At 71.1% G+C, this 13,496-nt stretch carries 11 protein-coding genes; 5 read left to right on the forward strand and 6 right to left on the reverse strand.

The features are described 5' to 3' along the window. Nucleotides 1–303 precede the first annotated feature (303 nt). From ACK8OR_RS09790 to ACK8OR_RS09805, 4 genes are all read left to right on the forward strand, one after another. Nucleotides 304–2,493 carry a primosomal protein N' gene (locus ACK8OR_RS09790; protein ID WP_410189213.1) on the forward strand — a complete coding sequence of 730 codons (2,190 nt, stop codon included), beginning with the start codon at nucleotides 304–306 and terminating at the stop codon, nucleotides 2,491–2,493. 159 nt (nucleotides 2,494–2,652) lie between these two features. Beyond that, nucleotides 2,653–3,729: a histidinol-phosphate transaminase gene (gene hisC / locus ACK8OR_RS09795; RefSeq protein ID WP_410189214.1), complete on the forward strand. Its 1,077-nt coding sequence runs from the start codon at nucleotides 2,653–2,655 to the stop codon at nucleotides 3,727–3,729. Continuing rightward, nucleotides 3,714–4,643 carry a prephenate/arogenate dehydrogenase family protein gene (locus ACK8OR_RS09800; protein ID WP_410189215.1) on the forward strand — a complete coding sequence of 310 codons (930 nt, stop codon included), beginning with the start codon at nucleotides 3,714–3,716 and terminating at the stop codon, nucleotides 4,641–4,643. Before hisC ends, ACK8OR_RS09800 begins: the two co-directional genes overlap by 16 nt. Beyond that, on the forward strand, nucleotides 4,640–5,491 hold the full coding sequence (locus ACK8OR_RS09805) for an extensin-like domain-containing protein (RefSeq protein WP_410189216.1): 852 nt from the start codon (nucleotides 4,640–4,642) through the stop codon (nucleotides 5,489–5,491). Before ACK8OR_RS09800 ends, ACK8OR_RS09805 begins: the two co-directional genes overlap by 4 nt. Here ACK8OR_RS09805 and ACK8OR_RS09810 read toward each other — a convergent pair. The 3 genes from ACK8OR_RS09810 to ACK8OR_RS09820 all read right to left on the reverse strand — a co-directional run bounded on the left by ACK8OR_RS09810 (nucleotide 5,488) and on the right by ACK8OR_RS09820 (nucleotide 9,412). Beyond that, a complete protein-coding gene (locus tag ACK8OR_RS09810) occupies nucleotides 5,488–7,572 on the reverse strand; it encodes a peptidoglycan -binding protein (RefSeq protein WP_410189217.1) in 2,085 nt (694 codons plus the stop codon). The genes ACK8OR_RS09805 and ACK8OR_RS09810 overlap by 4 nt on opposite strands. A gap of 1 nt (nucleotide 7,573) precedes the next feature. Next, the gene (locus tag ACK8OR_RS09815; protein WP_410189218.1) at nucleotides 7,574–8,776 is read right to left on the reverse strand and encodes a biopolymer transporter ExbB; all 1,203 of its coding nucleotides are present in this window, start codon (nucleotides 8,774–8,776) and stop codon (nucleotides 7,574–7,576) included. Between the two features lie 93 nt (nucleotides 8,777–8,869). Then, entirely contained in the window at nucleotides 8,870–9,412 is a 543-nt protein-coding gene (locus ACK8OR_RS09820) for a gamma-glutamylcyclotransferase (RefSeq protein ID WP_410189219.1), read from the reverse strand. Between the two features lie 67 nt (nucleotides 9,413–9,479). On the opposite strand from ACK8OR_RS09820, the gene ACK8OR_RS09825 reads away from it, so the two are divergent. Beyond that, nucleotides 9,480–10,457 carry a DUF2125 domain-containing protein gene (locus tag ACK8OR_RS09825; protein ID WP_410189220.1) on the forward strand — a complete coding sequence of 326 codons (978 nt, stop codon included), beginning with the start codon at nucleotides 9,480–9,482 and terminating at the stop codon, nucleotides 10,455–10,457. 14 nt (nucleotides 10,458–10,471) lie between these two features. Here the strand turns inward: ACK8OR_RS09825 and ACK8OR_RS09830 are convergent, their stop codons facing one another. Genes ACK8OR_RS09830 through ACK8OR_RS09840 form a run of 3 tightly spaced genes read right to left on the reverse strand, consistent with a single transcriptional unit; the run spans nucleotide 10,472 to nucleotide 13,375 of the window. After that, a complete protein-coding gene (locus ACK8OR_RS09830; protein WP_410189221.1) occupies nucleotides 10,472–11,248 on the reverse strand; it encodes an ATP-binding cassette domain-containing protein in 777 nt (258 codons plus the stop codon). Between the two features lie 2 nt (nucleotides 11,249–11,250). Continuing rightward, nucleotides 11,251–12,369, reverse strand: coding sequence for an ABC transporter permease (locus tag ACK8OR_RS09835; protein ID WP_410189222.1), 1,119 nt, complete (start codon nucleotides 12,367–12,369; stop codon nucleotides 11,251–11,253). A gap of 58 nt (nucleotides 12,370–12,427) precedes the next feature. Beyond that, nucleotides 12,428–13,375: a sugar ABC transporter substrate-binding protein gene (locus ACK8OR_RS09840; RefSeq protein WP_410189223.1), complete on the reverse strand. Its 948-nt coding sequence runs from the start codon at nucleotides 13,373–13,375 to the stop codon at nucleotides 12,428–12,430. Between the last annotated feature and the right edge of the window lie 121 nt (nucleotides 13,376–13,496).

Genomic DNA, 13,496 nt, shown 5'->3' on the forward strand with positions numbered 1-13,496 from the left:
ACACTTGGATACGACGGGTCCAATCCGCCCGCCGGCCAGACGCCGGGGCCTGACACGCCCCGGCCAGGATCGCGCGGGCCCTCAACCCGTGCGTATGACCCGTCCGCCCCAAGAGCGGGGCGCGGCGCTGGTTCTTCCTCCCCCAAGGCTCCGATCGGGGCCGCCCGAGTGTCCCGTCCCATGATCCATGGCCCCGCGACACGCGACGGGGCAGGCCGTGACGCCTCCGCCCCCACCCATCCCGGTGCGGGGCCCGGCGGCGTCGCCCTTCCATCCCCCGGCCGCAGCGCCGATATGGGGCCGATGGACCGCTTCCACCCCGCCGACACCCCCGTCGCCGTCCTGACGACGCAGCCGCTGGACCGCGCGCTCGACTACCGCGCCCCGGCGGGCGGTGTCACCGACGGCGCCTTCGTCGAGGTGCCGCTCGGCCCGCGCCGCGTCATGGGCGTCGTCTGGGGGCCGGCGCAGGGCGACTGGCCGGTCGAGAAGCTGCGCGCGATCGCCCGCGTGCTCGACGTGCCCGCCATGACGCCCGGCATGCGCGACTTCCTCGAACGCGCGGCGGCCTACACGCTGACGCCGATGGCCGCGATGCTGCGGTTGGCGCTGCGCATTCCGGGCCTCGGCGAGGCGCCGGGCAAGCGCACGTTCTACGGTCAGGGCACGGGCCAGCCGGACCGGATGACGGACGCGCGCGCCAAGGTTCTGGCCGTGCTCGATGAGCGCGCGGGGGACCTCTTCGGCGCGACCGAGCTGGCCGACCTCGCGGGCGTGTCCGCGGGCGTCGTCAAGGGGATGGTCGCATCCGGCGCAGTCCTCCAGACGACGCAGGCGCGCGACGGCGACTTCCCCCCGCTCGACCCCGCGCGGCCCGGCAAGCCGCTCGCCCCCGACCAGGCCGAGGCGGCGGACGCGCTCCGGGCCGACATGGCGCAGGGCGGCTACGGCACGACGCTCCTGAAGGGCGTGACCGGGTCGGGCAAGACCGAGGTCTATCTCGAGGCGGTGGCCGAATGCCTGGCGCGCGGGCGACAGGCGCTGGTGCTTCTGCCCGAAATCGCGCTGACGGCGGAGTTCCTGACGCGGGTCGAGGCGCGGTTCGGCGCGCGCCCCGCCGAATGGCATTCCGGCGTCACCCAAGCCGAACGCCGGCGCGCCTGGAAGAAGGTCGCCGAGGGGCAGGCCCGGCTGGTCGTCGGCGCGCGCTCGTCGCTCTTCCTGCCCTTCCGAGACCTCGGCCTCGTGATCGTCGACGAGGAACACGACACCTCCTACAAGCAGGAGGACGGCGTCCTCTATTCGGCCCGCGATATGGCCGTGCTGCGCGCGAGTTGCGAGGGCGCGCAGGTCGTCCTCGCCTCGGCCACGCCGTCGCTGGAAAGCTGGGCCAATGTCGAGAGCGGGAAGTATCGCCGCCTCGACCTCACCTCGCGCTTCGGCACCGCCGTGATGCCCGAGCTCGCCGCCATCGACATGCGCGACGAGACGCTGCCTGCCGGGCGCTGGATCTCGCCGAAACTGGCCGCCGAGATGCAGGCGCGGCTGGAGCGCAGCGAGCAGTCGCTCGTGTTCCTCAACCGCCGGGGCTACGCGCCGGTGACGCTCTGCCGGGCTTGCGGCCAGCAGGTCGCCTGCCACCAATGCGACGCGCGCATGGTCGAGCACCGCTTCCAGAAGCGCCTGATGTGCCACCAATGCGGCGAGACGGCACCGATGCCCGAGGCCTGCCCCTCCTGCGGGGTCGCGGGCAAGATGGCCGCCGTGGGCCCCGGCGTCGAGCGCATGGCCGAGGAGGTCGCGGGCCTCTTCCCCGAGGCGCGGGTCGCTGTCCTGTCCTCGGACCTCTTCGGTTCGGCCCGCAGCCTCAAGGCCCGCGTCGAGGAGATCGCGGCGGGCGGCGCGGACATCGTCGTCGGCACGCAGCTGGTCGCGAAGGGCCACAACTTTCCGAAGCTGACCCTCGTCGGCGTGATCGACGCCGATCTCGGGTTGCAGGGCTCGGACCTGCGCGCCGCCGAGCGGACGTTCCAGCTGATGCGGCAGGTCTCGGGTCGGGCGGGTCGCGCCGAGGCGCCGGGCGTCGCGCTGCTGCAGACCTACCAGACCGAGCACCCGGTCATCCGTGCCATCATCGCGGGCGACGAGGAGGCGTTCTGGGCCGAGGAGGCCGCCCAGCGCCGCGCCGCGGGCGTGCCGCCCTACGGGCGCATGGCGGGCATCGTGATCTCGGACCCCGACGCGCGCACGGCGTTTGACCTGGGCAATGCGCTGGCGCGACGGACCGATGCGCTGGAACTGATCGGGGCGGAGGTCTTCGGCCCCGCCCCCGCCCCCATCGCGCGCATCCGGGGCCGCCACCGCGTGCGGCTGCTGGTCAAGGCCCCGCGCCAGGCCCCGATCCAGGCGGCGCTGGCGCAATGGGTCGGATCGGTCGAGGTGCCGCGATCGTCCCGGCTGAGCATCGATATCGACCCGCAGAGCTTCCTCTGAGCCGGGCGCCGGGGGCGCTGCCCCCTGGACCCCCGGCATATTTGCGGAACATCGAACGGCGCGTGGCCTGCCGTTTCCGCCGGCCCGGGCGCCGCGGGATTGCCGCCCCCCGGCGCGGGGCCTAGAACGGCGCTGACCGATCCTGGAGACGCCGACCCGATGACCAGCGCACCGCAGCCCCAGCCGGGGATCATGGAGATCGAACTCTACCAGGGGGGCGCGTCGAAGGTCGCGGGCGTCGAGGACGTGCTGAAGCTCAGCTCGAACGAGAACCCCCATGGTGCTTCGCCCGCCGCGATGGAGGCCGCGCGCGACGCCGCCGGGGCGATGCATCTCTACCCGTCGACCGACCATGCCGGCTTGCGCGCCGCCATCGCCGAAATCCACGACCTCGATCCCGAGCGGATCATCTGCGGCGCGGGCTCTGACGAAATCATCCACATGCTCTGCCAGGCCTTCGTCGGACCCGGCGACGAGGTGCTGCACACCGAACACGGGTTCCTGATGTACCCGATCAGCGCGCGCGCCGCCGGGGCGACCCCCATCGCCGCGCCCGAGACCGACCGCACCGTCGACGTGGAAGCGCTGCTCGCGGCCGTCACCGACGCGACCCGGCTGGTCTTCATCGCCAACCCCGCCAACCCGACGGGCACGCTTCTGGGCGGACAGGCGGTGACGCGGCTGGCCGACGGGCTGCCCGAGGGCTGCCTTCTGGTGCTGGACGGAGCCTATGCGGAGTTTGCCGAGGAGGACGGGCTGGGCCTCGCACAGCGGCGCGACAACGTGTTCGTCACGCGGACCTTCTCCAAGATGTACGGCCTCGGCGGGATGCGCGTCGGCTGGGGCTTCGGTGCGCGCGCGGTGATCGACGTGCTCAACCGGATCCGGGGCCCGTTCAACCTCTCGAACGTGGCGCTGGCGGCGGCCGAGGCGGCGATGCGCGACCGGGCGTTCGTGGACGCATGCCGGGCCGACAACGCGGCCCAGCGCGGCCGCCTCGTAGCGGGGCTGCGCGATCTCGGGCTCGGCTGCGACGAGAGCCACGCGAATTTCGTGCTGGCGCGGTTTGCGGATCGCGATGCCGCCGAAGCCTGCGACGCGGCGCTGAAGGCCAGCGGCGTGATCGTGCGGCATCCGGTCGGCTACGGGCTGGGCGACTGCCTCAGGATCACGGTGGGCGACGCGGCGGGGGTGGACCGCGTGCTGGACGGGATCGCGGCATGGGTGGCGCGATGATCTACGAGCGGATCGCCCTGATCGGGCTGGGCCTCATCGCGGGGTCGATGGGACTGCGCATCAAGCGCGACGGGCTCGCGGGCGAAGTGGTCGGCCATGCCCGGACCGAAGCCACGCGTCAGACGGCGATGGCGCGTGGTCTGGTCGACCGGGTCTGCACCACGGCGGCCGAGGCGGTCGCGGGCGCCGATCTCGTCGTGCTCTGCGTGCCCGTGGGGGCGATGGCCGAGGTCGCGGCCGAGATCGGCCCGCATCTCGCCCCCGGGGCGACGGTCAGCGATGTCGGATCGGTCAAGCGCGCGGTGATCGAGGCCGTCGCACCGCACCTGCCCCAAGGCGTGCATTTCGTGCCCGCGCACCCGCTGGCGGGGACCGAGCATTCCGGCCCCGACTCGGGCTTTCCGCAGCTCTTCGAGAACCGCTGGTGCCTGCTGACCCCCGAGGACGCTGATCCGGACGCGGTCGACCGGCTGACCCGGCTCTGGCGCGCGCTCGGCAGCGACGTCGAGGCGCTGGACGTCGATCACCACGATCTCGCCGTCGCGGTCACCAGCCATGCGCCGCACCTGATCGCCTACACGATGGTCGGCGTGGCGGACGACCTGCGCCGCGTCACCGACGGCGAGGTCATCAAATATTCCGCAGGGGGCTTCCGCGACTTCACCCGCATCGCGGCGTCCGACCCGACGATGTGGCGCGACGTGTTCCTCAACAACCGCGAGGCGACGCTCGAGATCCTCGGGCGCTTCACCGAGGAGCTCTTCGCGCTGCAACGCGCCATCCGGACCGGGGACGGCGCGCTGCTCCACGACTACTTTACCCGCACCCGCGCGATCCGGCGCGGCATCATCGAGGCCGGGCAGGACACCGCCGCCCCCGACTTCGGACGCGGGCCGAAGGGAGATGACGCATGATCCGGTTCCTGGCCCTTCTTGCGATGACCGTGCCCGCGCTGGCCGAGCCGCGCCCCGTGCCCCGGCCCGCGCCCGAGATCGTCGTGATGTCGAGCCGCGGGGCCGTCGCCGTCGCCCCCGAGGTGCAGGCCCCCGATGCGTCGGTGCGGCCGGTGACGCGGCTGGACGACGCGGTGCGGGACGCGCGCGCGGGTGATGCGGCGCGGCGGATGGCGCTGCCGCTGGTCGACGTGGCGGGACTGGTCCGGCAGGCGTTCCGGCCGATCCAGCGCGACGACGAGCTGATCCTCGCCATGTCGCGCCAGCCGCGGCGCGAGAGTGCGGCCGGCGGCGGGATCTGCGGGCGCGGTTCGATCCAGGGCACCGCCATTCCGGCCGTGCCCGGCCCCGGCGCCTGCGGCATCCCGAACGCGGTGCGGATCACCTCGGTCTCGGGGCTGGCGCTGTCGCGGCCGACGCGAATGGATTGCGGCACGGCGCAGGCGCTGGACCAATGGGTCCGGGCGGGCGTGCTGCCCGAAGTGGGTCGAACGGGCGGCGGCGCGGTCGCGCTGCAGGTCGCGGCGGGCTATGCCTGCCGGACGCGGAACAACCAATCCGGCGCGAAGATCAGCGAGCATGGCCGGGGCCGCGCCATCGACATCAGCGCGATCCGTTTGGCCGATGGCAGCCAGATCAGCGTACTCGACCATTGGGGCGGCGGAGAGCGGGGGCGCATCCTCAGGGCGCTCTGGCGCGCGGCCTGTGGCCCCTTCGGAACGGTGCTGGGGCCGGAATCGGACCGCTTCCATCGCGACCATTTCCACTTCGACACCGCGCGGTATCGCAGCGGGTCCTACTGCCGCTAGCGCTCGGTCAGCTTCAGCTCGATTCGGCGGTTGCGGGCGCGCGCCTCGGGCGTCGGCGCGGGATCGACGGGGCGGAACTCGCCGAAGCCCGTCGCGGCCAGCCGGTCGGGCGGAACGCCCAGCTCGTCGGTCATGAAGCGCACCACCGAGAGCGCGCGGCCCTGGCTCAGCTCCCAGTTGTCGGCGTATTTCCCGAGGCCGGACAGGGGCACGTCATCGGTATGCCCGTCGACGCGAAGCACCCAGTCGATGCCCTCGGGGATCTGGTCGGCCACGTCGAGGATCACGCCCGCGACCTGCGCGATCTGGGCACGGCCCTCGGGCTGGAGCCCGACTTCGCCCGCGTCGAACAGGACCTCGGAGGAGAAGACGAAGCGGTCGCCCGCGATCTCGACGCCCTCGCGGTCGCCCAGCACGTCACGGAGCTGGCCGAAGAACTCCGACCGGAAGCGTTCGAGCTGGACGGCCTCCTCCTCCAGACGGCGGCGCTCGGCTTCTTCCAGATCGGCACGGGCGCGCTGTTCGGCAGCGGCACGGGCAAGGGCTGCGTTGAGCTGGTTGCCGAGACTGTCGAGCTGCACGCGCGCGGCCTCGTCGCTTTCGCGCGCGGCATCGAGCAGGCCCTGAAGCCCGCGAAGCTGGTTGTTCAGCTCGGAAATCTGCTGGTTCAGGAGGGCGACCTCACGCTGGGCGGCGATGCGGTCGGCATCGACTTCGGCCAGCGTCGTCTCGGCCTGGGCCAGAAGCCGATCCAGCCGTTCGCGCTCGGTCAGGGCCGCCTGCGCCTCGCCCTCGATCTCGGTACGCGCGGCGAGCGCGGCGGCGAGCCGGGCCTGCAGGTCGCGCTCGGACAGGGCGGTGGCCTCGCGGGCCTCCAACGCGGCAGCGAGGCGATCGGACAGGGCCGCGATCTGCGCCTCGGCGTCGGCGACATCCGCGCCCTCGGCCTCCAGCGCGGCTTCCAGTTCGGCGACCCGCGCCCGAAGATCGGCCTCGCTGCCCTCGACCGCGCCCAGCGTCGCCAGCGCGGCGGCCAGCCGGTCCTCGGAGCTCTCCGCGCGTGTTTCCTCGGTCGCGAGATCCGCGAGCGCCTGCGTCAGCCGGGCGGTCAGGTCGGCCCGCGCCGCATCCGCCGCCGCCAGCAGGGTCAGCGTCTCCTCGGCCTCGCGGCGCTCTTCTTCGAGGGCCAGCGTCATCGCGGTCAGCTCGGTATCGGCGTCCCGCAGCCGCTCCCGCAGCGCCTCCGCCGCAGCCGCCTCGGCCAGCCGCGCGCGCTCTTCCTCCGAGAGTTCCGCCTCGACCCCGGCAAGCCGTTCGCGCAAGGCCGCCGCGGCCGCCGCCTCGGCCAACCGGGCGGCCTCCTCGTCCGAGAGCGCTGCCGCCGTCGCGTCGAGATCGGCGCGCAGATCGGCGGCCTCGGCCTCCTGCGCGGTGAGATTGGCGAGCGTCTGGGCCAGCGTCGCCTCGCGCGTCTCGGCCTCGGCCCTCAGATCGGCCAGGAGCGCCTCGACCGCGTCGGTCTGGGCGGCGGCCAGCCGGGCCGCCTCGGCCTCGGCGTCGATCTCGTCGCGCGCCGCCGCCAACGCCAGTTGCAGCGCCTCGCGCTCGTCGATGATCCGCGCGACCTCGCCCTGGGTCGTCTCGAGCTGGGCGGCCAGCGCCGAACGCGCATCCTCGGTCTCGGACAGCGATCCGGCCAAGCGGTTCCGGTCGGCGATCAGCGACGCGACCTGCTCCTCGAAGCTGGTGACCCGCTGGGTCAGCTCGTCGCGTTGGGCGTTCAGCGTCGCGATGAGGACGGATTGGGCGTCGCGCTCGGCACCGAGATCGTCGAGCTGCCCCTCGAGATCGGTGGTGCGCTGCGTCTCGAGGCCCAGCGCCTCGGCCAGCGAGGCGACTTGCGCGCCCAGCGAGTCGAGCTCCTGATCCTGCACGTCGATCTGTTCGGAAAGGACGAACTGCACGATCATGAAGATCGAGAGCACGAACATCAGCACCAGCAGAAGCGCCGTCATCGCGTCCACGAAGCCGGGCCACACGTTGGCCGTGAAACGCTGACCCGAGCGGCGCGCGAGCGCCATGTCAGCCGTCCCCTTGGTCGGGTGGCGCATTCGCGGCCGCGACCTGCCGGTTGAGCTGCCGCAGCGTCCGCGTCAGCGCCCCGAGATCGCCACGCAGGTCGTCCACCGCGGCCTGACGCCCCTGCTGCAATTCCTCGAACACCTTCAGAAGCTGCACGTCGATCGAGCGGATGCGCATCCGGCTTTCGGCGTCGAGCCCGTCGCCGCCGCCCGACGAACCGCGCAGCACCTCGACGATATGCTCCTGCCCCTCGGCCACGCGGTTGAGTGCGGCGGACGTGCCGCCCCCGCTTTCGACGCGATTGGCCATCTGGGTCACCGCCTCGCTCAGCGACGCCATCTTGGCATCGGCCGCCAGCCGCCCGGCCTCGGCCTTGGCGAACATGTCCTGCAGGCTTTCCATCTGGTAGTTCATGTGGTCGAGCACGGCGGCCAGCGAATACTGATCGATCGTCTCCTCGCCCGAGTCGCCCACGAGGCCGACGCGGGTGATCGAGGAGAGCCAATCCTCCATCTCGCGGTAGAAGCGGTTCTGCCCGTGGCCCGCGAACAGCTCCAGCAGGCCCACCACGAGGCTTCCGGCGAGGCCCAGCAGCGACGAGGCGAAGGCCGTGCCCATGCCCGCGAGCTGCGATTCCAGCCCGCCGATCAGGCGCCCGAACACCGCGACGCCGCCCTCGCCATTGTCGGGATTGAGATTGCGGATCGTGTCGACCACCGCGGGCACGGTCGTCGCCAGCCCCCAGAACGTCCCGAGAAGCCCGAGGAAGATCAGCGTGTTGACGATGTAGCGCGTGATGTCCCGCGCCTCTTCCATCCGGGCGCCGACGCTGTCGAGGATGGAGCGTGACGACGTGGCCGAGACCTGGCTCCGGGCCGAGCGGGAGCGCAAGAGCGCCGCGAGCGGGGCCAGAAGGCCCGGCGGGCGGGCGATGTCGTGGCCGGGGCGGTCCTCGACGAAGCCCTCGATCCACGAGACGGATGAGAAGAGTTGCAGCACCTGCGCGAAGCAGGCGATCACGCCCAGGACGAAGACCGCGATGATCGTGCCGTTGAGCCACGGATTCGCGGCGAAGATCGGGGCGACTTGCGGGTAGGCGAGGAACACGCCGACACCCACGAGGACCAGAACGAACAGCATCTGGACGATCTGGCGGATCGGTTGCGAGAACTGCGTCTCGTGGGTGAGGTCTGCGCGTGCCATGGTCGCCCCTGGGACGCGCCTCGGCGCCCTGTAGTCGTTGACCCGGACGTTACGCGCGCCCCGGTCCTGCCACAAGCGCGGGCGGGCCCGGCGTCAGGCCGCGTCGCGGACCTGTTGCACGCGCGCGACCAACCGGTCGAGATCGGGATCGGCCATCCCCGCCTCGCGCAGGCCGTCGGCGGTGCGCATCAGGTATTCGTGGTTCGGGCCGCGGTCGCCGCGCGCCCGCGCGATGATCTCCGCCTGTTGGTCAAGGCTGAGGTCGGGGACGTATTGGCGATGCGCGGTGTCGACGACGTAGCCGATGGCATCGAGCGTGCCGCCTTCGGCCTGCCGGAGCGTGAGCGTCCGCTCGTGATAGGCCGAGGAGACCAGCTCGCGGGCGCGCAGGGCCTGAAGGGCGGGCACGGGATCGGCGGCGCGGAAGGCCATGCCCTCGCAGGTGCCGCCTTCATGCGGTTCGAGCGCCAGGACGAGGCCCGGCTCGTCCTCGGAGCCGCGATGGTGGATCGACCACATGCAGAAACGGCGGCGGAAGCCGTGCAGCGTGGCGCGCCGCGCCTCGGCGACTTCCATCTCGGGGTCGAAGATCAGCGAGCCATAGCCGAACACCCAGAGTTCATCGGACTTGGCCATCGTCGGTCCTTTCGCAGATCGCTCGGCCCCGATAGACGCATTCGGGGACGAGGGACAGGAGATAGCGATGGCCAAGTGGTTGACCATCCTCGCGATCGCAGCGGCGCTTCTGTGGTCGGGCTGGTGGGTCATGGGATCGCAGGCCGTGTCGCGCGGGGCCGAGGCCGGAATCGCGGCAGCGCGGGCCGCAGGCTGGCGGGTCGAGTACGACGATCTGTCGGTCTCGGGCTTTCCCAACCGCTTCGACACGACCGTCGACGCGCCCGAGATTCTTGCGCCGTCGGGTTGGGGCGTCACGGCGCCGTTCCTGCAGGTCTTCGCGCTGAGCTACCGGCCCAACGAGGTCATCGCCGTCGCGCCGGGGCAGTTGACCGTGGCGACGCCCGCGGGGCCGGTCGAGGTGACCTCGGACGACCTGCGCGCCTCGGCCACGGTGACGCCGTCGACCACGCCGGAACTGGAGCGCGCGACCGTCGTGGCCGAGGGCGTGACCGTCACCGCGCGGGCGGGCGGGCTGGCGCTGGCACGGGGTCAGCTGGCCAGCCGGGCGGTCGGTTCGCCGCTGCGGCACGACGTGGCGCTGTCGCTGTCCGATCTCGCGCCGGATCGCTTCGCGCTGTCGCTGATCGATCCCGAGGGGCGCCTGCCCGCCGCGATCGAAAGCGTCGAACTGGACGGCACGGTGGAGTTGGACCGCCCGCTCGCCGCCGGGGCCGAGCCGCGCCTGCGCGCGCTGGACCTGCGGCGGGGCGATTTGCGCTGGGGCGAGGTGGCGCTGGATTTCGCGGGACGGCTGGACGTGGATGGCGGCGGATTGCCGTCCGGCGTGCTGACGCTCGAGGCGGAGGGCTGGGATGTCCTGCTGGATCTCGCCGTGGGCGCGGGGGTGCTGCCCGCCGACCGCCTGCCTCTGGTGGCCGCCGTGCTAGGCGCGATGGCCGAGAACGGGCGGATCGCGGTCGAGCTTAGCCTGCGCGAAGGTGCGGCGTTCCTCGGCCCGATCCCGCTGGGGCCCCTGCCCCGCCTGCCCGCGCCGATGCTCTGACCGCGGCGCGCGGCCTAGACCGTGCCGCCGAGCGAGCCTTCGAGCGTCGCGAGCTCCTGCCCGCCGGCCATCATGTCCTGCAATTCCTCGGGCGTGATGTCGCCCTTCATCGCCGTCCCCAGCGTCTGGCCGCGATTGAGCACCGTGAAGCGGTCGCCCACGGCCATCGCGTGGCGAACGTTGTGGGTGATGAAGACGACCGCGATGCCCTTGCGGCGGACCTTGTCGATGGTGGCCAGCACGTTCGAGGTCTGGCGCACGCCGAGGGCGCTGGTCGGCTCGTCGAGGATCAGGACCTTGGCCCCGAAATGCACCGCGCGGGCGATGGCCACCGTCTGGCGCTCGCCCCCCGAAAGGGTGCCGACGGCCTGGTCGGGACCCCGCAGGTTGATGCCCATCTGGCCCATCTCCTCCATCGTCACGCGGTTGGCGTAATCGTGGTCGAAGAACGGCAGACCGGCGATGCGGCGCAACGGCTCGTTGCCCATGAAGAAGTTTCGGCTGACCGACATCAGCGGGATCATCGCGAGGTCCTGGTAGACGGTCGCGATGCCCGCGGCGATGGCGTCGCGCGGATCGGCAAAGGACATCGGACGCCCCTCGAATAGGATCTCGCCCGAGGTCGGCTTGTGGACGCCGGACATCGTCTTGATGAAGGTCGACTTGCCCGCGCCGTTGTCGCCCAGAAGGCAGTGGCATTCGCCGGGAAAGACATCGACGGAGACGCCGTTGAGCGCGATGACGCTGCCGAAATGCTTGGCGATCTCGCGCATTCTGACGATGGGCTCCATGCTCAGCGCTCCCCGGTGATGATGCGGCGGATATAGGTGTTCAGGATCACCGCCAGCAGCAGGATCACCCCGAGGAACACCCGGAAGAGCGAGGATTCGACGTTGGCGAAGAAGAGGCCCTGCTGGACGACCCCGAAGATCAGTGCGCCGAGTGCGGCCCCGATCACCGAGCCGTAGCCCCCGGTCAGGAGCGCGCCGCCGATGACGACGGCGATGATCGCCTCGAACTCCTTCAGGAGGCCGCGATCCGCGCCCGCCGAGCCGAATTCCATCACCTGGCAAACGGCGAAGACCGTGGCGCAGAAGGCGGTGAAAACGAACATCGTGATCTTGACGCGGTCCACGGGCACACCGGCATAACGCGCCGCCTGCGCGTCGCCGCCGGCAGCATAGATCCAGTTGCCGAAGCGCGTGCGCGTCAGGAGGATGTGACCGAAGACGATCAGCGCGATGGCCCAGACGATCAACATCGGGATGCCGTCGACCACGGGCTGGCCCGCGCGGTTGCCGCGGTCGAACACGGCGATGATGCCCGCGTCGCCCATCCACTGGAACAGGCCCTGGCCGATCTTGCCGCCGAAGAACGGGGCGAGCCAGTCGCCCTCGGCCGCCTCGCGGATGCCGCCGATGATGGTCTTCCGTTCGACGGTCTGGGGAATGAAGATCGTGAAGCCGCGCAGGATGAAGAGCGTGGCCAGCGTGACGATGAAGCTGGGCAGGCCCGTGCGCACGACGATGAAGCCGTTGAGCGCGCCGAAGGCCATGCAGATCGCGAAGGTGATGAGGATCGTCAGCCACATCGGGACGGCCAGCGTGACCCCGAAGATGGCCACCATCATGCCCGCGAAGCCGATCATCGAGCCGACGCTGAGGTCGAATTCGCCCGCGATCATCAGGAGGCAGGCGCCGACCGCGATGATCATGAACTGCGCCGAGACGGTGGACCAGTTCATGATCCCCTGGGCGTTGAACATGCCGCTGTCGGCGGCCAGCAGAAGGAAGAACACGAACACGGCGACCGTGCCGATGATGCCGCCCAGCTCGGGCCGGATCAGGGCGCGGCGCAGCGGCGAGATCTCCTTGACGCGTTCGTCGATCACCACCTGCGGCGTATCCGTCATGACCTTGTCCCCCCGGTCGGTCGTGGCGGGCCGGGCGCGAACGCCCGGCCCGGTTGTGTCAGCGGTACTCGCCCGCGAATTCCTCGACCTTGCCCAGCGCATCCGCCGTGACGAAGCCGGGGCCCGAGTTGATGTTGTTGCCCGGAAGCACGCCGTAGCGGTCGTAATTCGCCAGCACGACGACCGGCAGGTAGGCCTGCAGGAACGGCTGCTGGTCGATGCCCCAGTTGATCGTGCCATCCTTGATCGCGTTCACAATCTCGGTGCCCAGATCGAAGGTGCCGAAGTAGATGTCGCCATCGAGGCCCATCTCCTTGACCGCGAGGATCGTCGGGTCGGCGGAGGTCGGCCCGAGCGTCAGGATCGCGTCCGTTTCGGGATTGGCAGTCAGGTAGGCGGTGACGCGGTTCTTGATCTCGGCCGGGTCCTGCCCGCTGTCGATCATGCTGTCGCCCAGCTCGACCCCGAGGCCGTCGGCGAAGCCGCGGCAACGCTCGCCCACGACGGTGTTCGAGATGACGTGGTTGACGCAGACGAAGCTCTCGACGCCATCCGAGGCGGCGCGCTGACCGGCGGCGAGACCCGCGTCGTATTCCGGCTGGCCGACGAACATCAGGCCACCGACGTCGCGGACCTGCTCGGGCGTGCCGGAATTCATGATGATGACATCGATGCCCTGATCGACGGCGGCGCGGATCGGACCGGACAGCACGTCGAAATCGGCCAGCGTCGTGATGATGCCGTCGGGCTGGCTAGCGGCGGCCTGCTCGATGATGCGGGCCATGTCGGCCAGGTCGCCGGTGGGCGGGTTGCGATACTCGACCGTGACGTCGAGCTGATCGCCGGCCAGCGCGATGCCGTTCTTGATCGTGTTCCACCAGCTGTCGCTGTCGGGCGCATGGCTGACGAGGATATAGGTCAGGTCGTCACCGTGACCGTCCGCCTGGGCCATGAACGGCGCGGTCAGCGCCGTCGCGGCGAGCGCGAGCGTCTTGAAAATCTTCATGAGGTCCTCCCATTGGTCCGTGCGGGACGGACCGCCTGTCGCGGCCTCCTCCATCCCGTCACCATGGAAGAAAGCACGAATCGGCTAACCTTGCAACCGGTTGCAAGATTGGCGGGGTCCG

Source organism: Jannaschia halovivens (assembly GCF_046452375.1).
Classification (GTDB): domain Bacteria; phylum Pseudomonadota; class Alphaproteobacteria; order Rhodobacterales; family Rhodobacteraceae; genus Jannaschia; species Jannaschia halovivens.

What these genes read in the sequence shown, in the direction of transcription:
- ACK8OR_RS09790 (WP_410189213.1), top strand. Translation starts at nt 304, where the DNA reads ATGGACCGCTTCCACCCCGCCGACACCCCCGTCGCCGTCCTGACGACG.
- hisC (WP_410189214.1), top strand. Translation starts at nt 2,653, where the DNA reads ATGACCAGCGCACCGCAGCCCCAGCCGGGGATCATGGAGATCGAACTC.
- ACK8OR_RS09800 (WP_410189215.1), top strand. Translation starts at nt 3,714, where the DNA reads ATGGGTGGCGCGATGATCTACGAGCGGATCGCCCTGATCGGGCTGGGC.
- ACK8OR_RS09805 (WP_410189216.1), top strand. Translation starts at nt 4,640, where the DNA reads ATGATCCGGTTCCTGGCCCTTCTTGCGATGACCGTGCCCGCGCTGGCC.
- ACK8OR_RS09810 (WP_410189217.1), bottom strand. Translation starts at nt 7,572, where the DNA reads ATGGCGCTCGCGCGCCGCTCGGGTCAGCGTTTCACGGCCAACGTGTGG.
- ACK8OR_RS09815 (WP_410189218.1), bottom strand. Translation starts at nt 8,776, where the DNA reads ATGGCACGCGCAGACCTCACCCACGAGACGCAGTTCTCGCAACCGATC.
- ACK8OR_RS09820 (WP_410189219.1), bottom strand. Translation starts at nt 9,412, where the DNA reads ATGGCCAAGTCCGATGAACTCTGGGTGTTCGGCTATGGCTCGCTGATC.
- ACK8OR_RS09825 (WP_410189220.1), top strand. Translation starts at nt 9,480, where the DNA reads ATGGCCAAGTGGTTGACCATCCTCGCGATCGCAGCGGCGCTTCTGTGG.
- ACK8OR_RS09830 (WP_410189221.1), bottom strand. Translation starts at nt 11,248, where the DNA reads ATGGAGCCCATCGTCAGAATGCGCGAGATCGCCAAGCATTTCGGCAGC.
- ACK8OR_RS09835 (WP_410189222.1), bottom strand. Translation starts at nt 12,369, where the DNA reads ATGACGGATACGCCGCAGGTGGTGATCGACGAACGCGTCAAGGAGATC.
- ACK8OR_RS09840 (WP_410189223.1), bottom strand. Translation starts at nt 13,375, where the DNA reads ATGAAGATTTTCAAGACGCTCGCGCTCGCCGCGACGGCGCTGACCGCG.